Raw genomic sequence first — 24165 nt, 5'->3', positions numbered from 1 at the left:
CCATAATGAATCAGAATTACTGGAACCGGTGTCCGGACATGTCCAGCGCGATGCCCAGCATGTTCATATTGCCCGCATTATGATACCGCACATGCGAGTAATCAATGCGCAGCGTATTGAACTTGACCCCAAAACCGGCAGATAATCCGGCAAAACTTCTCTGATCTGTTACAGAAAGTTCGTTGCCTCTTTTTACATTGTAACCCAGTCTGAGGTTAAAAGGACTCTCCGGGAAGAATTCTGCACCAAATGAGAAATGATCCAGTACCTTTCTCGTGGCCCGTACTTCCTGGCCATTACTGTCATATTCTGAAGAAATATCGAACTGTTGCAGGTCATGAATGGTAACGGTAACTGCTGCAGGAAATTTTTTGAGGATTTTGGTATACCCCAAATCTACACGGAACGGAAGATCCTCGCGCGATCCATTAAAGGTCTTGAACTGATAACCAAAATTACGTGCAACCAGACCTATGGTTTCCTTGCTTTCCTCGAAGTGGTAGGCAACCCCGAAATTACCGGCAACGGCCATAGAGGTGTAATTATCTATTTTGGCATTAATGAGATTGACGCTGGCGCCAATGGTCCAGGATTTCTCGAAGTTATAGGCGTATCCGGCTCCTATGGCCAGATCAAATGCCCCGAATTCACCATTTTCGAATCCGGCTTCGTCGGTTCTGGGCATGCGGCCGTAATCCATATAGCGTGCATGTGCCGAAATCATATGACCTCTCTCGAACACGTGACCATAGTTCAGGGTGCCATAAGTAGAACCCGCCAGATAGGTGGCGGCGTTCAGCGCTATTCTTTTGTGCATGTCTTCATTAAGAAGTGCGGGATTCACTGCGGAAAAATTCACATCATAATCCCGTACCGATACGGCATCACCTCCCAGAGCAGCCTGCCGGGCAGACGCCGGAATATTGAGGAACGGATAAACGTTCTCGCCAATCTGAGCATCTGTTGCAAAGCCGCATAACACGAAAGCGGAAATAATCAATTTCTTCAAAACGCAAATAATGTATTGCAAAAATAATCCTTTTCTCAACTTATCAAAGTATTTCTGAAATTATTTCCCGGAAAATATAATTACGGCAACGAATTTATGGTCATTTCCCTATATTTGCAGTGCGAAAAAATGAAATTAAAACAGAGAATCAGATTAAATATGAAATATAAAAGAATCCTTTTGAAACTGAGCGGTGAAGCACTTATGGGAGATTTACCATACGGAATAGACAATGAACGCCTGAAGGAATATGCTCAGGAAATTAAAAATGTAGTGGAAATGGGCTGTGAAGTTGCCATTGTCATCGGTGGTGGCAATATTTTCCGGGGTGTGGCAGGTGCTGCCAAAGGGATGGATCGTGTACAGGGAGATTATATGGGCATGCTGGCCACCGTAATAAACGGAATGGCTCTGCAGGGTGCGCTGGAGGATGCCGGAATCAAAACCAGGCTGCAAAGTGCCATAGAAATGGACAAGGTAGCTGAGCCTTTCATCAAGAGAAGAGCAGAAAGACATCTGGAAAAAGGCCGGGTGGTCATATTCGGTGCCGGAACCGGTAATCCTTATTTCACAACCGATACCGCCGCTACGCTGAGAGCCATCGAAGTAAGTGCCGATGTCATTTTGAAAGGCACACGGGTAGATGGAATCTACGACAGTGATCCGGAAAAAAATGCCGATGCTGTGAAGTACAATTCCCTTACTTTTGATGAAGTCTATGACAAGAATCTCAAGGTAATGGACATGACTGCATTTACCCTGAGTCATGAAAATAATTTACCGATTATTGTGTTTGATATGAATAAAGAAGGTAACTTGCAGAGAATTGTACAGGGAGAAAATATAGGTACACTGGTAAATTTGTAAACTTAAAATTGTAAATAAAGTAAAGATTTATTGTTATGGAAGAGTTAAGTATGATTAAGGAGATGGTAAAGCAGGAAATGGAAGCTGCCCTGAAACACCTGGACCACGCGTTCCAGAAGATTCGTGCCGGCCGCGCCTCTACTACCATGGTACAGGATGTAATGGTAGAATACTATGACGCTATGACGCCACTGAACCAAGTGGCCAATGTCTCAGTGCCGGATGCCATGACGATCTCTATTCAGCCATGGGACCGTTCTGCCATCAATGCTATAGAAAAAGCCATCGTAAATTCTAACCTGGGATTTGCTCCTTCTAATAACGGAGATTACATTATTCTGAACGTACCGCCACTCACCGAAGAAAGACGCCGCGATCTTGCCAAGCAAGCCAAAGCAGAATCAGAGCAAACCAAAGTTACCGTACGCAACGCCAGACAGGACGGAATGAAAGAACTTAAAAAACTGGATGGTATCTCCGAAGACCTGATCAAAGACATGGAAAATCAGATTCAGGAAATGACGGATAAATATGTGAAACTGTGTGATGAACAACTGAAACTGAAAGAAGCCGACATCCTGAAAGTCTGAGATATTCTTGCGGATAAAGCATCTGCAGCTAAAAGAAAAGTGGTCATTGCCCGTGCAGTGACCACTTTTTTTGATTGAAAATCAGCTTCGGATCCACTTCCATAACTCCTTCAGAGAAGCTTTATTGCCGTACATCAGGATGCCCACACGATATACTTTGGCAGCAATGAATACCATGAGAAAGGTACTGAGGATGAGCAGCACTATAGACAATATAATCTCCCACGCCGGCACACCAAACGGAATACGCGCCACCATAGCCACCGGCGAGGTAAAAGGAATGACGGACAGCCAGAATCCCAGCGGCCCGTTCGGGTTATTGATGATGGTAATGCTGCCGTACATGCCAATCATTAAGGGAATAATGGCAAACAGGGTGAATTGCTGCGTTTCAGTTTCATTATCTACGGCAGAGCCTATGGCGGCGTACATGGAACTGTAGAAAATATAACCGAAAAGAAAGAAAAACAGGAACACCGCAATCACCAAGGGCACATTCAGATCCAGCAGAATCCCGGACACTTCTGTGGCGATTTGTGCAAAATTCAGTTTATTCACCATCTCTTCTCCGCCGGATGGCAGGGTTTGCTTCACTGCAGAGAATCCGGTATTCAGGAATACAGCGCCTATGACTGCCATCGTGATCCAGACCACAAACTGCGTGAGGGCAACCAGTGTAACGCCCAAAATTTTACCCATCATCAGTTCAAAAGGTTTTACAGAGGAAATAATGATTTCTACCACACGGTTATTCTTTTCTTCCAGCACACTGCGCATCACGCGCACACCGTAGATGATGATGAACATGAATACTGCATACATCAGAACCATGCCCAGCACATATTTCACCCCGAAATCCATGTCGGTATCCACTTGGTTGGCATCGTTCACATTGCTGCTTTTCAGACTGAATTTACGGTCCAGCTGAACGATTTTATTCTCGTCAATATTCAGCATTTTCATTTTTTGATCCCGTAAAACCCGGGATAAATCATGGACAATCCTGTTCTTGGTTTCAAAACCAATTTTATCATTGACCAGCAGGGCAGAGTTGCGCTCCATCTCATCAAAATCAGTTCCCGAAAGCGGTGCCAAAACCAATAATGCATCGGTCTCGTTCATGTCTTTCAGTCCTTTTCTTAATTGCTGCTCAGAATCCGGATTTACGAATACATATTTCAGTTTTTCATCAGATTCAAGTTTCCCGGTGTAAAGCCCGCTTTTATCTACCACATTTACGGTGTACTGGCTTTCATTGGCCTTCAGAAGAAAGGCGATGAATGCCCCGAAAGCAATCATCAGAATCGGTGCCAGAATGGTAAGAATGATAAAGGATTTTTTGCGAACCTGAGTCAGGTATTCGCGTGAGGTGATTAAAAATATATTGTTCATGGATGTGCTAATGGAATCACTTGATGAAATTATTAATTCTCTCTGTAGTTTACTACCGGTTGTTCCGGAAACTTCTGCTGAACGGCTGTAATAAAGACTTCATTCATGCCGGGTATTTTCTCATCAAAGGAGCGTATTTTTCCCAGCTGAATCAGTTCAGACAACAAATGGTTCTGGTCTTTACTGCCATCTATCTCAAAAGAGATCAGGTTGTTATCGGTTTTATACTCGCGGACTTCATGTGTGGTGCAGAATACTGAAAATTTTTCAGGTTGCACATCAGCCAGGGTCACGCCAAAGATATTTCTTTTGAATTTTTCGCGGACATCAAACACTTTACCATCCAGGATCTTTTTGGAATTGTTGATCAGTGCCACATAATCACACATTTCTTCCACACTTTCCATGCGGTGGGTACTCAGTATAATGGTGGTTCCTTTTTCTTTAAGAGCCAGAATCTGATCCTTAATCAGGTTGGCATTCACGGGATCAAAACCGGAAAACGGTTCGTCCAGAATCAGCAGTCCCGGTTTATGTAATACGGTTACTACAAACTGAATTTTCTGAGCCATTCCTTTGGAGAGTTCGCTCAGTTTCTTTTTCCACCACTGGTCTATATGCAACTGATCAAACCAATATTTCGCTTCTCTGAGTGCATCCTGCCCGGACATTCCCTTTAACTTGCCGAAATAGAGGAGCTGATCTCCCACGGTCATATTTTTGTAGAGTCCCCGTTCCTCCGGCATATAGCCGATATCACGAATATGCAGCGGATTCAGCTTTTCTCCGTTAATGCGGATTTCACCACGGTCTGCCTGGGTTATCTGATTGATGATGCGGATAAAAGTGGTTTTCCCGGCGCCATTGGGTCCCAGTAAACCATAAATGCTGCCCTGGGGCACCTGTATACTGAAATCCTGCAGTGCAATTTTCTTTCCGGCGTTGTAAGATTTGTATACCTTTTCTGCTGTAAGCATGGTAGAATAACTAAAAATAATGGCGAAAGATACGGAAAAAATACTGCCAGTCGGCCATTTTCCTGCTCAGGAACCGGTCAGAAATCGAGAAGTTCTGCCGGATGTCATCTTTCGAAAAACGCTGTACTGCCGCCAATCCAGATGGCCTGATCCTTATTGAAATCAATATTTACCATGGCTGATTTCGTCATTCTCACCAGGTTTTCTATCAGTGTGGGTCGGTCCTGATGCTCCGGCCATATATACAGCAGTCGGATTTCTGCTTTCGAAAAATCGCCATTAATATCCTTAAACAATGGTGCATAGCTTACTTTCCGCTGCATAATGAAGTTCTCTTTATCCGGTATGGCTTCAATAATCTGTTCGGTGGGATTCAGGTTTACGCCCGCTCCGGCAAAAGAAAACAATGGTTTCAGCACGAAGTTTTCCGGATTTTCTGCGGCCGGAAATTCATGGAGAAAATAACTTTTCGGTACATAGGCATGATGCAATTTGGGCAAAAGAAATTTGGATACCTTAAAAAACCAGTTCGGGTGTGTAACCCATGTTACATCTGCTTCCTCCCGGAAGTCAAATTCACTGCTGAAGCCTTCTATGTGGTCCAGTTCATCAAAAATAACCCGGTTGTAAATTCTTTTAATCTGAATAAGTCGTCCGTCATGTTCGTAAAACAATTGCCTGCCTTTTTTCCTGACCTCAGACAAGCACACGGTTTTGATGCCGGTAATTTTCTCGGTCAGATAAAAATCTACGTTTGTTTTTTGCTGATGCGGATGAATTTCGAGCAGAATGGTATGCTCCGGATGTTCATCGCCCACAATCAACTCCCGGAATTGCTGAAAGTAGGATTCTGTACTGGTATAGGGTTTCAGTTCTTCCAGAAAAGGATAGACCTTGCTTAATGTGTTTTTTAGCGTTCTCTGAAAACCATACAGACTGGGAAAGGACTGCAGCTCAATCAGCTGCGGCTCCGGTTCGCCCTTTTCATTCTGACAAATCCCAAAGTCAATGGTAAAGAAATGAGGTTGCAGGGTATCATTGGGCACATGATATTGAGGCGGAATGGCTTTTGCGAGTTCCTCATTGCTCATGTTTTTAATCTGGGTAATGATGCTGTCGCAAGCGTCCAGAAGTTTATCCCGGAAATTTACTGTTAAAAAAACAGGACTTTCCGAAACCCGGAATTTTGGAGCTGCTCCTGCTGCCTCGGTCAGTAATTGAATGACCTGCTTGTATTTCTCTTCGGTAAATTCCTGGTTGAATCTTTCTCTGTATTCCGGTATCATAACATTTGGTTTTAAAAATTAAATATACAAGAATTTTTGATGAAAGTGCACAAAAAAAACCGGGAATGACCCGGTATATTTTTTTCAATTGAACACATTTAAACTGTTGCTAAATTCCTGCTTATTGATTTGGCGGCCCTCTTTAGGAAACGGGGCAGAATTTGAGCCTGCGTAAGCAGAATTTTGTCCGGATCGTTCATGCGGTCTACGGTTTCCAGGAATTTTTCCATTCCATAGTTTTCAATCATGGCCTGGCGGTTGCTTTCTGTTTCCAGATTCTTCAGGAAACCTTCGGGATCTGCCTCGGGGTGGAATTGCGTCCCGAAAATCTCATCAGAAAAACGGATGGCCATTACCGCACGTTCCAGGTGAATGTGTGGCCGTACTTTCTCCAGTGCTGTAATCTTCGCACCCAATGCTTCCATTTTATCAAGATCAGGTTCTATAAACTGAAAAGCACGGCTGTCTACCGCATAGAAAGGATCTCCCAGATTCTGAAACAGAACATCTTCCATTCCTTCTTCTGTTTTATGAACCGGCATTACCCCGAATGAATATGATTTACGTCTGCAGATATTTCCCAGTTGCCAATGAATGCTGGCCAGTTGAAAAGAATGACAAATCAGGAACATGAATTTTTTCTTTTCAGAAGTCTGGTTATGCTCCCAAATGCGGTCCAGAAAATCTGCATATTGATTTTCCCAGGGCAATCCCTCACGATGGGGCGTGCCGGGACCACCGGATGAAATAAATATATCAAAACTGCTGATGTCGGGGATTTCATTTTTGTGCCTTACATCAAAGATGACAATTTCCACCTGTTCTTCCGAAGTTTGTTTAAAAACCTCTGTGATTTCTTTAATATTCCGCATTCCCTGGTTGGCCTGGTTATTATTCATATCCAGCAGGGCGATTCTGATCATGTTCATATCTCTCTCTCTTCTAAGAAGATGCAAATTTACGAAATAATAATTGGAGCTTCATTGTGGTGGGTGATTCCGTATTCTGTTTCGGCAATCATATAATCTACCACCGCATTTAGATCACCGGTTTCTTCTAAGACTTTCAGCTGTCTGTCTGCGCCAGTACCACGTTTCATAATTTCCCATGCATATTCCACTTCCTTGCGGCTTCCCAACTCATCTACCACGTCATCAATAAATGTAAGCAACTCACGAAGCAGGCATTCATAAGGGACACTTTCTTCTTTCCCGAAATCAATCAGATGGGCATGGATACCGTCTTTGGAAGCGCGCCATTTATTTTCATTCAGCATGAGTCTCCGGTAACTTCTGAAACTCAGATTTTGCTGATGCAGTTTGTAGATTTTAGCGGTGAGCGCCTGCATGATGGCGGCCAGACAGACGGTTTCGTCCACCCGCAGCGGCATGTCACAAATTCTGAATTCAATAGTAGGATAGAAGGGGTGTACCCGCAGATCCCACCAGATTTTCTTGGCATTATCTATGGTTCCGGTTTTGATCATCAGATTGATGTAGGCATCAAATTCTGCCGCGCTGGAAAAGTAGCTGGGAATCCCTGTACGCGGAAATTTCACAAAAACCTCCTGCCGGTATGACTTGAATCCGGTATTTCGGCCCAGCCAAAACGGAGAATTGGTAGAAAGCGCATAGACATGAGGTAAAAAATAACGCATAATGTTCTGGATGCGCACGCCCTCTTCACGGTTGGGGATTCCAATGTGTACGTGAAGCCCGAAAATCAGATTAGAACGGGCTACATCTCCCAGGTCGCTCACAATTTTGTCATAGCGGTCTGCTTTGGTAATCTGGTTATCCTGCCAGCGGGAGAACGGGTGAGTGCCACCCCCGGATACGCGCAGGTTGTTCTGGTGCGCCACCTCAATGAGTCTTCCGCGCAAAGAATACAGTTCGTCTTTGGCCTCCTGAATATTGTTACAGATGCCCGTTTCCATTTCAATGACACTTTCGTGCATTTCATGAGTAAGATGCTCTTCCAGAGTAGCTTTTCCGCCCTCTATGATTTTGGAAACGTGGGATACCAGATCGCGGGTGTCTGCATCAATGATCTGATATTCTTCTTCTACGCCTATGGTAAATGTGTGCATAATTTGTGCTTTTGAAATTAAAAATCTGAAATTGTGATGTGCACCTGGTGATTCTTATTTAATTACCTATGCCTTTGGTAACAAAATTACCCCATGAGATATTGGTTTTTCCGGGCACATATTCGTTGGCTTTTTCAATGGCCAGTTTTGCGGCATGTTCTATAATCCATTGGAAATTTTCTTCGCCCACAGAATTACGGTCTGCATCCGGAGCCGGATTACAGAAATCAATTGCATACGGAATGCCGTCTCTCACCGCAAACTCTACGGTATTGAAATCATAGCCCAATGCCTCATTCATTTTGATGGTGAGTTCTTTGATTTTCTTGAGAAGTTTATCACGTTCTGCGCCCTGGGTCTGATGTTCTGTGGCATATCTGAGGTGATGCGGATTGCGGGGTTCATAAGGCATGATGTGCACATATTTTTTGCCAAGACAATACACCCGGTAATAGTCTTCGAACACGATTTCTTCCTGCACCATCATTACCAGTTCCTCGGTTTCACTCAGTTTATCCCAGAGATCTTCTTTACTCGTACAGCGGTACACATTGCGCCAGCCACCTCCGTCATGGGGTTTCATATAACAAGGAAAACCTACGTAATTGAAAATATATTCCCAGTCCAGCGGAAATTTCATATTTCTGAAAGAGGTTTCCTGTGTATTGGCCGGTCTGTTGCTGGAGGGCAATAAAACGGTTTTGGGAAGTGGTACGCCCAGTTTGCTCATGAGCACATTATTGAAGAATTTTTCATCAGCGCTCCACCAGAACGGGTTATTGATAACATATGTCCCCGTAGCTGCAGCATTTTTCAGATAGGCACGATAAAAGGGTACATCCTGCGAGATACGGTCTATAATCACTGCATAGCCGTAATCTGCGCCTTGTTCCAGTTTATCAATCAGTACCGGTTCGGCGGTGACTTCGCCTTTGCCCAGTTCATTTACTTTGTTGATGAATTCCCATGGAAAAGTATCTTCCATTCCAAACAAAATTCCGACTTTTTTTGCCATATTATTATATTTTTTGATGTTAATGCTTAATTGTTTTTAAGAAAAGAACCTTCCGATGAACATGGGGAAGACCATGCGCCACAGCGGCCAGTCGTGATTGATCCATTTCTGCTCATCGTACCAGTGGTCAATGCCCTTTTGGGTTAATATTCCTGCCATTTCACGGGTTTGCTCCAGGCAGATGTCCTGGTCAGAAGTGCTTAGGACTATGTGCATGTGTTTGTATTTCCAGGATTCATCATTGGCTACAAACTCCCGAGGACTGTTGAAATATACCAGTTCGCCACAGTAACCATCCATAAAATCGCGTATGGTAAAAGCACCGCTCAGGCAAAACAGATGTGAAACGAGATCGGGAAACCGGAACGCAAAATTAGCTGCGTGATATCCGCCAAAACTTGCTCCCGCCAGCGCCACCCGGTGTGTCTGATGAAGCTGCTGAATGTACGGCACAAATTCCCTGCGCATAAACTGAACCCATAATTCGTAGTTGCGTATCCGGTCTTCAGGGTGAATTCCTTTATCATAGAGGCTCCAGCTGTCTATGGTCTGTACATTATACAGTTTTACTTTTCCCTGATCAATAAACCAGGAAATACAGTCGTTCAGCTTGAAATCATGATTCTGGGTATATGATCCCCGGGACGTGGGAAACATAATAATTGGGTAACCGTAATGTCCGGTCACTTCAACCTTCATGCTGGTTCCCAGGATGTGCGAATAAAAATCTGTGTGTTCTGTTTTGGGCATTAGCTTTCTATTTTTTATTAAACAAATCGGCAAATCCGGTATTCGTTTTCAGTACTGCTGTGACCGGAAATATGCAGTATATCATGCGGTAGGTTTATCCTGAGGCGGAAGAATGGTTAAAAAATTGTCGGTGACTTTTTCGGCAGCTTCGTCCAGCAGCTTCAGGATTTTTTCATCACTGTCTGCCTTATATACAATACCAATGTGATTTTCTATCGGGAGAAATTTCTCTACAGAGTCGTCTGTAAAACCTGCATAATCCGGATTTTTACTGTTGGCCAATGCTACCAGCAGACCAGCAGAGAAAGTGTGAGGCTCTGCCGGAGCATACTTTTTTTTCTTCAGCAGGCTGTCTTCTATTCGGGCCCATTCCCGCCAGATATTGATGCCGGTAGCGGCTTCCACCAGATCCGGAATATGGGCACCGCCTACCCGTGAGGAGGTTTCCAGGAAATACCACTCACCGTTTTCTTGTCCACGGATAAATTCTGTATGGGTAGCTCCGTTTTTCAGTCCGAACGCCGATAAAAGTTGTTTGTTCAGAGTTTCCAGTGTTGCAAATTCTTCAGATTGCCGACTCAAAGTCTGAGACCGGAATACGCCGCCTTCATGCGAAACCTGCATAGGTGGCGCCAGATAGCGTGCGCATGAGGTGAATTTAATGTGACCATCATATACCAGTGCATCCACATGATACACATGGCCGGGTTTAAAACTTTCCAGTAAAAAAAGATGCCGTTCATCTCCGAGGCGCCCTATGGTTTCCCATAGCTGGTCCCGGGAATGCAGCTTTTTGATTCCGGTAGCCGAGGCTTCAGAACGGGGTTTCAAAACCCACGGTGCAGGTACACGGTCCGCAAAACTATTGACTTCGTCATTATTAAAAACAGCAGTGAATTCAGGAACAGATATGCCACTTTCCAGCGCTTTGTGCCGCATGGCCAGCTTATCCCGGAAATATCTGTGTGTGGTTTGTCCCATGCCGGGAATCCTGAAATTTTCACGGATTAGTGCCGCTTTTTCCACATCGTAATCATCGAGTGCCACTACGGCATCCACTTTACGGGTTTGCATCAGATGAGAAAAGCCATGAACCAGATGCTCCAGATTCCATACCGACGGTGAGGTTTCGGTCATATAAAAAACCTCGTCTATGGCATGCCACGGCCAGTTTTTTTCGCGCAGATTTTCTGAGGTAATCAGGATGATTTTATTTCCCAGCTGATGCATTTCGTCCATGAAATCATAACCCTTCAGATAGCAGGAAATGCAGACTATTGTTTTTTTCTCCATAAACAGTGTTTTATTGAAAACGGTGAAACTTCAATGATGAAACCTTTGTTTTTCTGAGGATTGAACATCAGATTTAAAAAAGAGGTGTCAAATTCAAAATCTCTCTCAATATTACATTGTTTTTTTGAATTGGACGAATTTTTTACAGTATTTTTTCAATAAATTTCAGTAATAATTGAACGCCGTATCCGGTGGCTGCTTTTTCCTTGGCATACGGCACATTGCCAAACGAAACACCCGCAATGTCCAGATGTGCCCAGGCCGGGTGATTTTCAATAAACTGCTCCAGAAACTTAGCCGCAATGATGCAATCTCCCACAGGTTTTAGCGAGATGTTTTTAAAATCTGCCACGTCTGAGGTGAAATCTTCTTTCCAGACATCCCAGAGCGGCAGTGGCCACAGTCGCTGACCGGTATGGTCACCTGCGGCTGCCAGATCCCCGGCAAGGGCAGCATCGTTTGAGAAAAGCGCACCGCAGGTATTGCCAAACATACGTACAGAACTGCCGGTAAGCGTGGCCAGATCAATCATAACGTCTGTTTTGTAATTTGCAGCCAGATAGGAGAGGCCGTCTGCCAGTGTCAGTCTTCCTTCTGCATCGGTATTGATGATTTCAATGGTTTTACCATTGTAAGCGGTCACCACATCGCTGGGAAGATAAGAAGTATTGGACACCACATTGTCTGTAACGGGCAGTACGGCTACTATATTCACCGGAAGTTTCATTTCAGCAGCGGCAATGAGGGTGCCGATGACCGCTGTAGCGCCGCCCATATCTGACTTCATATAATGGAGATTGTCTGCAGATTTAATAGAAATTCCGCCGGTGTCAAACAGGACGCATTTTCCTACCAGTCCGATGGTTTTTGCATTCGGCTCCGCACTTCGGTATTCCAAAATCGTAAACGCTGCATCCTGAGAACTGCCGTCGTTCACCGCCAGAAATGCGCCCAGCCCGAGTGCTGCTGATTCTTGCCGGTCAAAAACAGTTAATTTAAACCCATACCGCTCCGAAATTTCCTTCAGATACACTGAAATATGGGAAACCCGCTTGTGATTCTGCGGTTTGTTCAGCCACTCCATGCAGGCAAACTGCCCCTCGGTAATGGCCGATGTCTTTTTTTCAATATGCACCACCGCACCTTCTGAAAGATTGAGTCTCAGTTCAAACTCCGTCTGGCAGAACGGATGTTTACCCTGATAAGGATATTCATAAGTTCCCAGTGACAGCCCTGTAGCCAGTTGCTCCACTTCTTTTTCGTCTAAACTGCCTGCATGGATTCCGGTGGGAACGGCGCTGATTTTTTTTCTGAACTGATGGGCGAACTGAGCGGCCGTATTCTGAATATCAGCAAAATCAGGGCGATCACCCAAGCCAATGAGAAAGGTCACGGCATGTTCTTCGACCAGAATAAAAGTTTCATTTTTCTGTCCCGAAAAGAGTTTGCCAATTTTCGGGTTGATTTGCTCTTGTTTTTCCTGCCATTGTGCAGGCGTGTAAAAGTTAAAATACTGGGCAGCATCCTGTTTTTGTTGTGGTACAATTCTCATGAATTCGTGGGGTCTAAAAGGGTTAATGACAGGTATTATTCCGGGCTTTCCGATTCTTCTTTCTGAGCCAGTTCGGCGAGTTCTTTGGGGTCTTTCTGACTGTCGAAAAACAACCATTCCACAGCACGGGGAAATTCCTGCGACCAGAAAAATTCCTGATGCTTCCCGTCCGGATTCATGCTGATTCTGAAATCAAACTGTACCGAATAATGAGCTTCCGAATCTTCCATCAGGCGTTCAAATTCCAGCATCCGTTCCGTCATGCCGGAACCTTCGTGCTCGCCGCCGTACATATAGATTTTGGTTTCATATGGGGTACGGAAGTTCATCATGGGGAAATCATAATCCGGATTTACCCACAGTGAAGGCGAGAAAATCATCAGTTTGGAATAGACTTCCGGGTACAGAAATCCGCTGTATATGCTGATGAGGCCGCCCAGTGAACTGCCCCCGATACCGGTATGTTCCCTGCCGGTTTTTGTCCGGTAAACACTGTCTACATATGGTTTTAGGGTGTCTGCCAGAAATCTGATGTACTTTTTTCCTTCCGCATTTTTGGCAATGGAATCGTATTCCAGTACATACTCGTCTGTACGGTGTTCGTTTCCGTTTTCGATGCCGATAATGATCAGGTCTCCACGGCCGTATTCTGCAAGAATGGCCATCTTTTTATCGATTTCCCAGTTCCCGAATATGGAACCTTCGTTGAACAGATTCTGCGCATCATGAAGATACAGCACCGGATATGTTTTATTGGTTTTATGATAGTTGAATGGTAAAAGTGCCCAAACCTTACGGGTTTTGTCCAGTTGTGGGATATAGAACTTCTCTGATATCAACTCAATTGCCGGGAAAAATTCTTTCTTGAAGGGTCCCCAGTTGATTCGCCAACGTTCCACATGTGCCAGCAATTCACCCTGAGAACGGCATGCTTTTCTGTTGGATGTGATATTGCCGAAACGGTCAATTTCCACGTTTTCCCATCCGCCCTTGGTGAATTTATATTCAATTTCTTCTGGAAATCTTTCATCCGGAATCTCCAGAACATAGCCATTTGCCGTTTTTTTCATTTGAAAATCGGCATCCCGCGGATTCCACTGGTTGAAATTTCCGGTGACATAGACTGTGCGTTTATCGTCTTCTGCTGTGGTAAGTTTAAAAATCATTTGGTTTTATCGTCAATCAATGGCTAAATATAAACAATTTCCGGAAAGGTTGTTGTTGAGTTTTGAATGGTTGGTTACTATATTTGCATTTACTCCACGGCTGCAGAATCATCACCACGCCCATCTGCCACCGCCACTGCATTTCCTGAGCCATCTGCCACAATGAGTTCTGTCCGGCCGATCTGATTCACCTTTTCAAAAGTATAATTCCATTTTTCCAGTGCTTTTACGCTGGCCTCCGGGAAACCACTTTCGGCCATCACCGTTTCCGGAAGCCACTGATGGTGAAACTTCGGCAGATTTACTGCTGCATTCGGGCTGAGTTTAAAATCAATTACATTGACAATGGTCTGAAAAACAGAAGTGGGAATGGTAGTGCCGCCGGGAGTTCCCACCACCATAAAGGGTTTGTTGTTTTTCAGGACTATGGTGGGGGTCATGGAACTGAGCATCCGTTTTCCGGGCTCAATTTTATTGGCTTCACCTCCAACTGCCCCAAACATGTTGGGCACCCCCGGTTTTATGGAGAAATCATCCATCTCGTTATTCAGAAAAAAACCGGCACCGCTTACCACCACCTTGCTCCCATAGAGTCCGTTCAGGGTCGTGGTTACGGCTACGGCATTTCCTTCCCGGTCCAGAACAGAGATGTGCGTGGTTTCTGATGACTCTTGTGTTGGGGCAATGATATTGCCCACCTCCGAACTCGGCGTGGCGCTGGCTTTCTGATAGCTTTTCCACCGCTTGCGCAAATAGTTTTCAGACATCAGCATCTGTGTCTGATCTGAAATAAATGCCGGGTCTCCCATAAATTCAGCACGGTCTGCATAGGCACGCCGCTCTGCCTCGATCATAATCTGAACCGCTTCCGGAGAATGATGTCCGTATTGCTCAAGACCTTCAAACGAAGTCATTTTGAGCATTTGCGCGAGCAAAATCCCGCCGCTGGAGGGAAGAGGCATTGAAACAATCTGATGGTTTTTATAGTCAAAAACCAGCGGCTTTCTTACGATTGCTGTATAATTTTTTAAATCTTGCAGCGTAATGATTCCGTTTCCGCGTTTCATCTCATCCACTATTAACTGAGCTGTATCTCCTTCGTAAAAACCTTTTGCGCCGTTTTTCTGGATGCGCCTCAAGGTTTCAGCCAGTTCTTTCTGAATGAGCAAGTCACCTTGCTTCCATGGAGTTTCTTTTTGAAATACGGTACGCTGTTGGTTATACTTGTGAAAAAACACCATCTGACTATTCAGTAAATCAGCTTCCCGGCGGGTAATGGCAAATCCTTCTTCGGCAAGGTCTATGGCCGGCTGAATCAGTTGGGTCATGGGCAACCGTGCATGTTTCAGGGTTTCAAAAAAACCGGCTACCGAACCCGGAATCCCCGCTGCCAGGGACCCGTTTTGCGAAAAAAGGGTATTGGCATTGCCTTGCGCATCCAGATACATATCCGCATGCGCTTTTGCGGGAGCCGTTTCCCGAAAATCAATAGCAACATGCTGACCATCATTCCTGAAACCCACCAAAAATCCGCCACCACCCAGATTTCCAGCCTGGGGATACACGACTGCAAGCGCATATTGAGTGGCAATGGCTGCATCAAACGCATTTCCGCCCTGACGTAAAATTCTGGCACCGGCCTCGCTTGCCAGCGGATGCGCAGAGACCACCAGGCCTTTATTCTGTGTACGGATTTCTTTAACGATGTTAATCTCTGTGTACTGAGCAGGGATCCACAGACTGTATATCAACAGGAGAAAAGCAAACTTTTTCATATCAAAATTGTTTCATCAAAAATAAAGAAAAAGAACGAGCAGCGGGTACACGGCGCGGGGTCGACTTGTAAGTTTACTCACTGCGGTGTGGTTTTCATTGTGATTTTCTTTTATTAATGACGCTATTTTTCTAAATTTGCGATTCAATAATTCTAAATACATCACATGGAATCCTACAAGGAAAAAATTCTTATTACCGGAGCTTTAGGTCAAATCGGAACAGAACTTACCAACCGTCTGGTAGAAATACATGGCGCAGAAAATGTGGTAGCCTCCGGCCTGGATCGTTATGATAAAAATCTTACTTCTGCAGGATATTATGAACGAATGGATGTTAACAATACCCAACTGGTGCGCCAGGTGGTTCAGGATTATGAAATCACTACGGTATATCACCTGGCTTCACTGCTCTCCGGTACGTCTGAGAAGCAGCCTCTTTTTGCCTGGAAACTAAATATTGAACCCTTACTGAATCTTTGTGAAATGGCTAAGGAAGGTTTGCTGAAGAAAATTTTCTGGCCCAGCTCAATAGCTGTTTTTGGTAAAGGTCTGCCTAAAGAAAACGTAGGTCAGGACGTGGTTCTGAATCCTACAACTGTTTATGGAATTTCTAAAATGGCCGGTGAAAAATGGTGCGAATATTACCATGACAAGCATGGGGTAGATGTACGAAGCATACGCTATCCCGGTCTCATTTCCTGGAAAACTCCTGCAGGTGGTGGCACTACGGACTACGCCGTTGAAATTTTTTATGAAGCAGTAGAACAAGGCAAATATACCAGTTTTATCTCAGAAGATACGGCCATGCCCATGCTCTACATGGATGATGCCATCAATGCCACCCTGAAACTGATGGAAGCTCCGAAAGAAAATCTTTCTGTGCACACTTCTTATAATCTGGGCGGACTTTCTTTCACCCCGAAAGAACTCGCCGCAGAAATCAAAAAAGAAATCCCGGAGTTTGAAATTTCCTACGAACCGGATTTCAGACAGGCGATTGCAGACTCATGGCCGGCATCCATAGACGACGCTGTGGCAAAGAAAGACTGGGGACTGACCTACGATTTTGACATCAGTGCTATGTCTAAGGATATGCTGAAAAACCTCAGGGTAAAATTAGCTAAAGCATAATTTAGGGTTATAGATTATAATAATTTGTAATACAGCGATTTCAACAAAGCGAAATAAAGTAAAGGATTAACTATTAAGTTAATCCTTTTTGCTGAAATGACCTAATCTAATGAAGCTCAAAAACGGTAATTTCCGGGTGAACTCCCACACGTCCGGGATAGGCTATGACCCCAAACCCGCGGTTCACGTACAGGTATTTGCCCATGCTTTCATAGAGGTCTGCCCACTTGCTGTAGCGGTACTGAACAGGGCTCCATTTTATATTTTTAAGATCCAGACCAAACTGCATGCCATGGGTATGTCCCGATAAGGTAAGCTGAACTTCTGAAGGATGCTTTTTAACCACTTCATCAAAATGCGATGGATCATGACTCATCAGTATTTTTGCGGCTTCCGGTGGAATTCCCCTTGAGGCCTTATCCAGGTCACCAAACTGCGGAAATGGCTTTACGCCCCAGTTTTCCACACCGATAACATAGAATTTATCTCCATTTTTCTCGATAACCCGGTGTTCATTCCTCAGAGTTTCAAAACCCGACTGAGCCAGATTTTTAATCAGATCCGGCACGTTCTGCTTCTGTTCTTCCTCAGACTGCCATTCTGCATAGAATCCGTAATCGTGATTTCCCAGTACGGCAAACTTGCCGTCCTTTGCCTGAATTTGAGAAAACAGGGGGATAAAACGTTTGTATTCTGCCGCATAATCATTTACTACATCACCGGTAAACAATACCAGATCTGCTCTTTGAGCATTGATCAAGTCTATGGCCGGTTTTAATTTTTCGGGATGCTGAAAACTACCGCTGTGCAAATCTGAAATCTGTACCATTTTATAGCCGCGGAAACTTGCCGGAAGTCCCTTGATTTTCAGTTTCACTCGGCGGACTTTATGGCGATATTTTCCGAATATAATTCCGTCTGTGAACAGCAACGCCATTAATCCAAAAAGTCCCAGTCCTGCAGCGCTGAGGAATTTCCGGCGTTCGGGAAAATGATTTTCCTCGCGGTTGGAAAAATAACCGATTCCGAACTGAAGCAGTCTCAGCAAATCATCAATAAGCAGGAAGACGATAACCAGAATCTTAGGCAATACAAAAATCAGGAATATGCACACTACTATCTGTATTTGCCGGTGATCCTGGCTGGCACGGTTCAGCGTGAGTGTCAGATACAGCAGGGTAGCGTAGGTAAGTCCAGTAATCACCCAGTAAAGAGTTTTTGCCACCGGCTTATCAAACAAAGTTTTAAAAGCCTGAAACACATAAAATTCCAGTAAGAATATAATGCCTGTGAGCACTACTAAGCTTTTTCTCATATCAGCTGTAAATTAAAAAGCACAAAACATAAAATTCTGTGCCTTTCTTAACTTTTTAACAATTTTTTAGATTCAGGGAAACCGGTACACGATACAATTAATGTTCATGCCTGCTCCTACAGAGGCAAACACGATATTGCCTTTTTCCTGGAAAGTATGTCCTTCCATTTTATTACGGATAATCAGGTCATACATAGTAGGAACGGTGGCTACAGAGGAATTTCCCAGATACTGAATGGTCATGGGTGCTATAGATTCATCGTACTCCTTTCTGTCATACAACCGCAGCAAACGGTCTATAATGGCATGATCCATTTTAGCATTGGCCTGATGGAGGAGGATTTTATCAATATCATCTATACCGAGGCCGGCTGCATCTATGGTTTCTTTGATGGCGTTTGGGACGTTCTTCAATGCGTATTCGTAAATTTTTCTGCCTTGCATGCGTATGTACAGGCAGGACTGATCTGCCTCTTCATTCAGGGAAACAGCGTTTTCCAGATAGTTCAGCTCAGCCGCATTATCACAAATGGTATTGTGTGAGATAATGCCAACGTTTGGTTCATCACTGGCTTTCACCACTACGGCGCCTGCACCATCGGCAAAAATCATTCTATTTCTGTCATACGGATCGGTTACGCGACTCAGGGTTTCAGAGCCTACAACCAAAATCATTTTGGCTGACCCGGCATTAATGAGATGATTTGCCAGAATCATGGCTTCTACCCAGCCCGGACATCCGAAAATCATGTCATAAGTGATGCATTTCCGGTTTTTAATTTGCAGTTTATTTTTTACACGTGCAGCCATATTGGGCATAAAATTGGTGCCCGATGCATCTTTTACATCGCCGAAATTGCTGGCATATATAATATAGTCCAGTTCTTCAGGATTTATGGCGGCATCCTCCAGTGCTTTTTTTGCAGCCTCATAACCGATATCAGAATTCATCTGGTGATCCTCTACATACCTTCTGTCCTCTATCTCGGTAATTTCTACAAATTTATCAATAATTTCAGCGGTTGGTTTATCAATTTTTACACCCTCTTCGGTAAAAAATTCACTGCTTAAAAAATAATCTCTTCCGATTACTCTGGGAGGAAGGTAGCTTCCGGAGCCTATAATAACAGTACTTGGCATTCTTTCAAATAAAATATAATTGCAAATGTATGAATTAATATCTATAAGGAGGAACCAAAATTATTACTAAATTTGCAAAAAATATTGTCAGAAAACATGAAAAAGAACCCTGCCCTTACCGGTTTATTAATTTCATTATTTATTGTCATAATGGCTTTTGGGGTATATTTTCTTTTTCTGGCTAAAAAGAATTACCACCTGGTAGACAATCCCACACCAGATACCTATTATTTTACCATTAACAAGGGAACGGAGCAAATCATTACTTCCGGACAATATATAAAGGTGGAAGTTCCTGTGGGTAAAAACAGGATTCAAGTTTATGACGGTGAGAAGAAACTTCTGTACGATTCGGCATTCAGTGTGAGCAAAGAACGCGGTTTACTGAACATTACCCATTCGGATTATTATATCAACGAGCAGTTTTACGGATACGGACTGAACCGGGACTCTCTGATTACGCATCGCGGTGAGACCATCATAGACGGCAAAAGTTATGTAAACGAGCCCCGGTTGTTCCGGAATTTATATACTGAAGATTTCTATTATCAGATAGATGAGGACTACGATGCGGTGATTAAAAATATACAGAAAGTAGAATCCCGCACAAAAATATTCAGAAAACAGGACTTTCTGAACTACTATAAAGAATATTATCAATTTTAAAACAATAATTTGGAACAGGTAAAACCATACAATTCCGGCGCAAGCAAGAAGAGCGAAGTAGAGGATATGTTTGACAACATAGCACCCAAATACGATTTGCTGAACCACGTACTTTCTATGAAGATTGATGTAGCCTGGCGCAATACTCTGGTAAAATGGATGAAAAAAGATGGCGTGAAGGAGGTGTTGGATGTTGCTACGGGCACTGGTGACCTGGCAGTTGCCATTCAAAAAGGAACCGGAGCACAGGTAGTAGGGTTAGATTTATCTCAGCAAATGTTAAATGTTGGGATTATTAAAATAAAAAAACTTAATTTAGACGGCAGAATTTCGATGCAAAAAGGTGATGCCGAAAACCTGCCGTTTGAAAATGACCGGTTTGATGCGGTTTCAGTAGCTTTTGGGGTACGAAATTTCGAAAATTTAAACAAAGGATTACAGGAGTTAAGAAGGGTAGTGAAAAGCGGAAACAGTGTGTATATTCTGGAGTTTTCAAAAGTTGAAGGATTATTGGGTCCATTATATATGTTTTATTTTAAAAATATTCTGCCCGCAATCGGAAAACTGATCTCTAAGGATAACCGAGCATATACCTATCTTCCGGATTCTGTAAATGCTTTTCCTTATGGGGAAAAAATGAAGCAAATCCTTTTGGATACCGGTTTTAAGAAAGTAGAATATAAAAAACTAAGTTTGGGAATCGCTACCATATACAAGGCTACCAAGTAGAACAACAATGCGGTAGTCCTGATGGTTAAAATATTAATTGTAGAATATGAATAGAATTTTATTAAAATCTTTGGTTTTAACATCCCTTGCATTTGCCACCTTCGCAGATGCCCAGTTTAACAGCCGAAACAGAATGGATAAACTGGAAAGTTTCGACCAGCAAAAATTCAGTTGGGGTTTTTACCTCAATGGTGCTATGTACGATTATAAACTGGTGCTGGATCCCAGATACGGTATGGATGTGAACTACAATTCCGTTACTTCCAAACCCAGTTATGGTTTCGGTGCCGGATTAATCGGTAAAATGCGCCTTAACGATTATTTTGACCTCAGAATGGAGCCCGGGCTGCAGTTTGTACAAAGAGAACTGCGTTTTGAAACACAAACCAATGACCAGTATGCAGCCGGCACATTGACCAATCCGCCCTTCACCCCAAGACAACTTACCGAAGCAGATAAAGTAAGAAATGTGAAATCTACGTTACTGGACATTCCGGTGATGATTGAAATTCATGGTGACCGTTGGTACAATACCCGACCTTATGCTGCGGCGGGAGTTAATTATATCGTGAATCTGCAGTCTAATGCCAATAACAGTGATGACAACCTGCAGGGCGTATTCCGCTCTACCCAGAATAATTTTGCGTGGAGTGCAGAAATGGGAGTACAGATTTACTTCAACCGTTTCAAGCTGACACCCGGCGTACGCGGTACCTTTTTCCTGAACAACGAAATGGTATCAGACAATCCCGGAACACCTCCTTACTGGGCAAAAGCAATTTCTACAGCCTCGTCCAGAGCATTTATGTTTGTCCTGAAATTTGAATAATAAAGACCACTTAAAAGATACGAAAAGAGAAGGTTAGCAACAGCCTTCTCTTTTTCTTTAAACCAAAGAGAAAAAATTAGCGCTATTTTCGCCCGTTTCAAAATAAAATTTTATATTTTTGCTTAATTGTTAGAATTTAAAAGACCTGAAATGCTCAAGGAATTGGAAAATAATTTTTCGGAATTAGAAAGAAAAATTTCTCTTCTGGCCAAAAATTATCAGTTGCTCTCTGAACAGTATAAAGAGTTGCAAAAAGAGCATGAAACACTGAAGCAGAAATACGATGAAGAGCGGAGAAAAAGTCAGGTCCTTGCAGAAGAACAAAAAGAAATAAAACTTTATTCAGCAATTTCCGGAAATCCAGAACATAACAGATTGATGAAAAATCACATCAACCGGTTAATCAAAGAGGTGGATTTCTGTATTGCAGAACTTCAAAACAGTGGATTATAATGGATGTAAGAAAGATTACCATCAATATAGCCGGAAGGGTATATCCGCTGAATGTTCCTGCCAATGAAGAAGAAACCCTTCGGAAAGTAGGAAAGCAGATTGAAAATATGATTAAAGATTTTGAACAGAATTTCGATATCCGGGACAAACAGGATGCACTGGCCATGTGCGCCCTGAGACTGGGCACCAGCGCCGAAGTTTTTGCCCTGAATAACGAGAAAAATATAAATGCCTCCAACGAGCGGTTAATCAAAATTAATCAGTTCCTGGAAGCACTGGAAAAGTAGATTTTTCTTTTCCGGAAGAAGCTGCCTACAATAGTTCTAACACATTAAGGTAAACTCAACGCTAAACAATTACCGGATAAATGTTCACTTAATGGCGTGCCGGCCAGCCCGGATTACAGAAAGTGAAAATCAGTCCAAATCGTGTTGATTAGGAGTTTACTCTAAATCACTGAACCGTTGTAGGCTTTTTTATGCTTGAAAATGAAGCATATGGTGAATTAACATTAAAATTTAAACTATATATATATGACAACCATTATTATTGCAAGCATTATCGCATTGATTGCAGGAGCTGTGCTTGGATTCATGTTCTCCAAAAGTTCATTGAATTCCAAAGCCAAATTCATTATAGAAGATGCGAAGAAGAATGCCCAAAATATTATAGAAACAGCCAATGTAAAAGCAGAATCTGTAAGAAAAGAAAAAGAAGCTCAGGCCAAAGTAAAGTTCTTCGAACTGAAATCTCAGCACGATGCAGAAATCCAGAACCGTGAGAAGAAAATGCAGGATGCAGAGAAACGAGCCAAAGACAAAGAACACAAACTGAATGATGAACTCAGCAAAACAGGAAAATTAGAAAAAGACCTGGACCGCCAGATCGCAGATTATGCAAAAAAAGCTGAAATCCTGGAAAGAAAGCAGCAGGAACTGGATGCCGTGACGGCACAAAAGGTTGAAATCCTGGAAAAAATTGCCAATTACAGCGCAGAGGATGCCAAAGCTGAACTGGTAGAAGCCATGAAAGCAGAAGCCAAAACCAAAGCCCAGGCACATGTGCAGGGCATTATGGAAGAAGCCCAGCTCAATGCCAAGCAGGAAGCCAGAAAAATCGTTATTCAGACCATTCAGAGAATCGGAACCGAACAGGCGATAGAAAATTCTGTTTCGGTATTCAACATAGAATCAGACGAGATTAAGGGAAGAATCATCGGACGTGAAGGAAGAAACATCCGCGCGCTGGAAGCAGCTACCGGTGTAGAAATTATTGTAGATGACACCCCGGAAGCCATTTTGCTTTCCTGTTTTGATCCTGTGAGAAGGGAGATTGCCAGACTTTCTCTCCACAGACTGGTTACAGACGGCCGCATACACCCGGCCAGGATAGAAGAAGTGGTAGAGAAAACCAGAAAACACATAGAGGAGGAAATCATTGAAGTTGGAAAAAGAACCATTATTGATCTCGGAATCCATGGTCTGCACCCGGAATTGGTGAAGATTGTAGGACGTATGAAATTCCGTTCTTCTTATGGACAAAACCTGCTTCAGCACTCCAGAGAAGTAGCCAATATTGCTGCTACCATGGCCGCAGAACTGGGTCTGAACGTGAAACTGGCGAAGAGAGCCGGATTATTGCACGACATCGGTAAAGTACCGGAACAGGAATCTGAACTGCCGCACGCATTGCTGGGCATGCAGTGGGCCGAAAAATACGGAGAGAATGCCGAGGTCATCAATGCAATTGGTGCCCACCACGACGAAATTGAAATGACCTCACTGCTGTCACCAATCATTCAGGTGGCCGATGCCATCTCCGGTGCCAGACCAGGTGCCAGACGTCAGGTACTGGAATCTTACATTCAACGTCTCAAAGATCTGGAAGCAGCTGCTTTAAGCTTTGACGGGGTGTCCAGCGCTTATGCCATTCAGGCGGGCCGGGAACTGCGGGTGATGGTGGAGAGCGGTAAGGTAAATGACGAGCAGTCTTCGCAACTTTCTTATGATATTTCTGAGAAAATCCAAAACGAACTGACTTATCCGGGGCAGGTTCGGGTTACCGTAATCCGCGAAACAAGATCCGTGAATATTGCGAGATAATCATCTCATCCCAAATAAAAAATCCTTTCGGCAAAACGC

The 24165-nt window shown here is 43.6% G+C and carries 23 protein-coding genes; 9 read left to right on the top strand and 14 right to left on the bottom strand.

The window, feature by feature from the left end; translation table 11 throughout:
- Nucleotides 1-16 precede the first annotated feature (16 nt).
- Nucleotides 17-1009 carry a type IX secretion system protein PorQ gene (porQ, locus tag LKO26_RS02985; RefSeq protein ID WP_227586353.1) on the bottom strand — a complete coding sequence of 331 codons (993 nt, stop codon included), beginning with the start codon at nt 1007-1009 and terminating at the stop codon, nt 17-19.
- A gap of 159 nt (nt 1010-1168) precedes the next feature.
- Between porQ and pyrH the strand changes: the two genes are divergently transcribed.
- Both pyrH and frr read left to right on the top strand, forming a co-directional pair.
- Nucleotides 1169-1876, top strand: coding sequence for a UMP kinase (pyrH, locus tag LKO26_RS02980; RefSeq protein ID WP_227586352.1), 708 nt, complete (start codon nt 1169-1171; stop codon nt 1874-1876).
- A 35-nt stretch (nt 1877-1911) separates the two neighbouring features.
- Nucleotides 1912-2466 carry a ribosome recycling factor gene (gene frr, locus LKO26_RS02975; RefSeq protein WP_227586351.1) on the top strand — a complete coding sequence of 185 codons (555 nt, stop codon included), beginning with the start codon at nt 1912-1914 and terminating at the stop codon, nt 2464-2466.
- Between the two features lie 81 nt (nt 2467-2547).
- Here the strand turns inward: frr and LKO26_RS02970 are convergent, their stop codons facing one another.
- The 11 genes from LKO26_RS02970 to ggt all read right to left on the bottom strand — a co-directional run bounded on the left by LKO26_RS02970 (nt 2548) and on the right by ggt (nt 15761).
- Nucleotides 2548-3858 (bottom strand): ABC transporter permease, encoded by a 1311-nt coding sequence (locus tag LKO26_RS02970; RefSeq protein WP_227586350.1) that lies wholly within the window; start codon nt 3856-3858, stop codon nt 2548-2550.
- 32 nt (nt 3859-3890) lie between these two features.
- Nucleotides 3891-4835 carry an ABC transporter ATP-binding protein gene (locus tag LKO26_RS02965; protein ID WP_227586349.1) on the bottom strand — a complete coding sequence of 315 codons (945 nt, stop codon included), beginning with the start codon at nt 4833-4835 and terminating at the stop codon, nt 3891-3893.
- 104 nt (nt 4836-4939) lie between these two features.
- Nucleotides 4940-6121, bottom strand: coding sequence for a hypothetical protein (locus tag LKO26_RS02960; protein ID WP_227586348.1), 1182 nt, complete (start codon nt 6119-6121; stop codon nt 4940-4942).
- A 98-nt stretch (nt 6122-6219) separates the two neighbouring features.
- On the bottom strand, nt 6220-7050 hold the full coding sequence (locus tag LKO26_RS02955) for a type 1 glutamine amidotransferase (protein ID WP_227586347.1): 831 nt from the start codon (nt 7048-7050) through the stop codon (nt 6220-6222).
- Nucleotides 7051-7079: 29 nt separating this feature from the next.
- Complete coding sequence (locus LKO26_RS02950; protein ID WP_227586346.1) at nt 7080-8210, bottom strand: carboxylate-amine ligase; 1131 nt, start codon at nt 8208-8210, stop codon at nt 7080-7082.
- 58 nt (nt 8211-8268) lie between these two features.
- A complete protein-coding gene (locus LKO26_RS02945) occupies nt 8269-9225 on the bottom strand; it encodes a RimK family alpha-L-glutamate ligase (RefSeq protein WP_227586345.1) in 957 nt (318 codons plus the stop codon).
- Between the two features lie 36 nt (nt 9226-9261).
- Complete coding sequence (locus LKO26_RS02940) at nt 9262-9975, bottom strand: alpha/beta hydrolase-fold protein (protein ID WP_227586344.1); 714 nt, start codon at nt 9973-9975, stop codon at nt 9262-9264.
- Nucleotides 9976-10056: 81 nt separating this feature from the next.
- On the bottom strand, nt 10057-11268 hold the full coding sequence (locus LKO26_RS02935) for an acetyl-CoA carboxylase biotin carboxylase subunit family protein (protein ID WP_227586343.1): 1212 nt from the start codon (nt 11266-11268) through the stop codon (nt 10057-10059).
- 142 nt (nt 11269-11410) lie between these two features.
- Nucleotides 11411-12820 carry a leucyl aminopeptidase family protein gene (locus tag LKO26_RS02930; protein WP_227586342.1) on the bottom strand — a complete coding sequence of 470 codons (1410 nt, stop codon included), beginning with the start codon at nt 12818-12820 and terminating at the stop codon, nt 11411-11413.
- 35 nt (nt 12821-12855) lie between these two features.
- On the bottom strand, nt 12856-13986 hold the full coding sequence (locus LKO26_RS02925) for an alpha/beta hydrolase-fold protein (protein WP_227586341.1): 1131 nt from the start codon (nt 13984-13986) through the stop codon (nt 12856-12858).
- Nucleotides 13987-14075: 89 nt separating this feature from the next.
- The gene (ggt, locus tag LKO26_RS02920) at nt 14076-15761 is read right to left on the bottom strand and encodes a gamma-glutamyltransferase (RefSeq protein WP_227586340.1); all 1686 of its coding nucleotides are present in this window, start codon (nt 15759-15761) and stop codon (nt 14076-14078) included.
- A 165-nt stretch (nt 15762-15926) separates the two neighbouring features.
- Between ggt and LKO26_RS02915 the strand changes: the two genes are divergently transcribed.
- Nucleotides 15927-16892 (top strand): NAD-dependent epimerase/dehydratase family protein, encoded by a 966-nt coding sequence (locus LKO26_RS02915; protein ID WP_227586339.1) that lies wholly within the window; start codon nt 15927-15929, stop codon nt 16890-16892.
- A 106-nt stretch (nt 16893-16998) separates the two neighbouring features.
- On the opposite strand, the gene LKO26_RS02910 is transcribed toward LKO26_RS02915, so the two are convergent.
- Together LKO26_RS02910 and LKO26_RS02905 are read right to left on the bottom strand one after the other, a co-directional pair.
- Nucleotides 16999-18207 carry a metallophosphoesterase gene (locus LKO26_RS02910; RefSeq protein WP_227586338.1) on the bottom strand — a complete coding sequence of 403 codons (1209 nt, stop codon included), beginning with the start codon at nt 18205-18207 and terminating at the stop codon, nt 16999-17001.
- Nucleotides 18208-18279: 72 nt separating this feature from the next.
- Complete coding sequence (locus tag LKO26_RS02905; RefSeq protein WP_227586337.1) at nt 18280-19347, bottom strand: 3-oxoacyl-ACP synthase III family protein; 1068 nt, start codon at nt 19345-19347, stop codon at nt 18280-18282.
- Nucleotides 19348-19443: 96 nt separating this feature from the next.
- On the opposite strand from LKO26_RS02905, the gene LKO26_RS02900 reads away from it, so the two are divergent.
- The 6 genes from LKO26_RS02900 to rny all read left to right on the top strand — a co-directional run bounded on the left by LKO26_RS02900 (nt 19444) and on the right by rny (nt 24126).
- Nucleotides 19444-20013, top strand: a complete 570-nt coding sequence (locus LKO26_RS02900) for a hypothetical protein (protein WP_227586336.1) — start codon at nt 19444-19446, stop codon at nt 20011-20013.
- Nucleotides 20014-20022: 9 nt separating this feature from the next.
- Nucleotides 20023-20742 carry a bifunctional demethylmenaquinone methyltransferase/2-methoxy-6-polyprenyl-1,4-benzoquinol methylase UbiE gene (gene ubiE, locus LKO26_RS02895; protein ID WP_227586335.1) on the top strand — a complete coding sequence of 240 codons (720 nt, stop codon included), beginning with the start codon at nt 20023-20025 and terminating at the stop codon, nt 20740-20742.
- 46 nt (nt 20743-20788) lie between these two features.
- Nucleotides 20789-21571 carry a porin family protein gene (locus tag LKO26_RS02890; RefSeq protein WP_227586334.1) on the top strand — a complete coding sequence of 261 codons (783 nt, stop codon included), beginning with the start codon at nt 20789-20791 and terminating at the stop codon, nt 21569-21571.
- A 150-nt stretch (nt 21572-21721) separates the two neighbouring features.
- Nucleotides 21722-22024, top strand: coding sequence for a hypothetical protein (locus LKO26_RS02885; protein ID WP_227586333.1), 303 nt, complete (start codon nt 21722-21724; stop codon nt 22022-22024).
- Complete coding sequence (locus LKO26_RS02880) at nt 22024-22311, top strand: cell division protein ZapA (protein ID WP_227586332.1); 288 nt, start codon at nt 22024-22026, stop codon at nt 22309-22311. The genes LKO26_RS02885 and LKO26_RS02880 overlap by 1 nt, the downstream gene beginning before the upstream one ends.
- Before the next feature lie 246 nt (nt 22312-22557).
- A complete protein-coding gene (rny, locus tag LKO26_RS02875) occupies nt 22558-24126 on the top strand; it encodes a ribonuclease Y (RefSeq protein WP_227586331.1) in 1569 nt (522 codons plus the stop codon).
- The last annotated feature ends 39 nt before the right edge of the window (nt 24127-24165 follow it).

This window comes from Chryseobacterium sp. MFBS3-17, assembly GCF_020687745.1.
Taxonomy (GTDB): domain Bacteria; phylum Bacteroidota; class Bacteroidia; order Flavobacteriales; family Weeksellaceae; genus Marnyiella.
This window is presented reverse-complemented; position numbering and strand designations above follow the sequence as displayed.

What these genes read in the sequence shown, in the direction of transcription:
- LKO26_RS02965 (WP_227586349.1), bottom strand. Translation starts at nt 4,835, where the DNA reads ATGCTTACAGCAGAAAAGGTATACAAATCTTACAACGCCGGAAAGAAA.
- LKO26_RS02910 (WP_227586338.1), bottom strand. Translation starts at nt 18,207, where the DNA reads ATGAGAAAAAGCTTAGTAGTGCTCACAGGCATTATATTCTTACTGGAA.
- LKO26_RS02900 (WP_227586336.1), top strand. Translation starts at nt 19,444, where the DNA reads ATGAAAAAGAACCCTGCCCTTACCGGTTTATTAATTTCATTATTTATT.
- LKO26_RS02885 (WP_227586333.1), top strand. Translation starts at nt 21,722, where the DNA reads ATGCTCAAGGAATTGGAAAATAATTTTTCGGAATTAGAAAGAAAAATT.
- LKO26_RS02935 (WP_227586343.1), bottom strand. Translation starts at nt 11,268, where the DNA reads ATGGAGAAAAAAACAATAGTCTGCATTTCCTGCTATCTGAAGGGTTAT.
- LKO26_RS02970 (WP_227586350.1), bottom strand. Translation starts at nt 3,858, where the DNA reads ATGAACAATATATTTTTAATCACCTCACGCGAATACCTGACTCAGGTT.
- LKO26_RS02925 (WP_227586341.1), bottom strand. Translation starts at nt 13,986, where the DNA reads ATGATTTTTAAACTTACCACAGCAGAAGACGATAAACGCACAGTCTAT.
- LKO26_RS02960 (WP_227586348.1), bottom strand. Translation starts at nt 6,121, where the DNA reads ATGATACCGGAATACAGAGAAAGATTCAACCAGGAATTTACCGAAGAG.
- pyrH (WP_227586352.1), top strand. Translation starts at nt 1,169, where the DNA reads ATGAAATATAAAAGAATCCTTTTGAAACTGAGCGGTGAAGCACTTATG.
- rny (WP_227586331.1), top strand. Translation starts at nt 22,558, where the DNA reads ATGACAACCATTATTATTGCAAGCATTATCGCATTGATTGCAGGAGCT.
- LKO26_RS02940 (WP_227586344.1), bottom strand. Translation starts at nt 9,975, where the DNA reads ATGCCCAAAACAGAACACACAGATTTTTATTCGCACATCCTGGGAACC.
- LKO26_RS02955 (WP_227586347.1), bottom strand. Translation starts at nt 7,050, where the DNA reads ATGAACATGATCAGAATCGCCCTGCTGGATATGAATAATAACCAGGCC.
- LKO26_RS02905 (WP_227586337.1), bottom strand. Translation starts at nt 19,347, where the DNA reads ATGCCAAGTACTGTTATTATAGGCTCCGGAAGCTACCTTCCTCCCAGA.
- LKO26_RS02930 (WP_227586342.1), bottom strand. Translation starts at nt 12,820, where the DNA reads ATGAGAATTGTACCACAACAAAAACAGGATGCTGCCCAGTATTTTAAC.
- LKO26_RS02950 (WP_227586346.1), bottom strand. Translation starts at nt 8,210, where the DNA reads ATGCACACATTTACCATAGGCGTAGAAGAAGAATATCAGATCATTGAT.
- ggt (WP_227586340.1), bottom strand. Translation starts at nt 15,761, where the DNA reads ATGAAAAAGTTTGCTTTTCTCCTGTTGATATACAGTCTGTGGATCCCT.
- LKO26_RS02945 (WP_227586345.1), bottom strand. Translation starts at nt 9,225, where the DNA reads ATGGCAAAAAAAGTCGGAATTTTGTTTGGAATGGAAGATACTTTTCCA.
- LKO26_RS02880 (WP_227586332.1), top strand. Translation starts at nt 22,024, where the DNA reads ATGGATGTAAGAAAGATTACCATCAATATAGCCGGAAGGGTATATCCG.
- LKO26_RS02915 (WP_227586339.1), top strand. Translation starts at nt 15,927, where the DNA reads ATGGAATCCTACAAGGAAAAAATTCTTATTACCGGAGCTTTAGGTCAA.
- frr (WP_227586351.1), top strand. Translation starts at nt 1,912, where the DNA reads ATGGAAGAGTTAAGTATGATTAAGGAGATGGTAAAGCAGGAAATGGAA.
- LKO26_RS02890 (WP_227586334.1), top strand. Translation starts at nt 20,789, where the DNA reads ATGAATAGAATTTTATTAAAATCTTTGGTTTTAACATCCCTTGCATTT.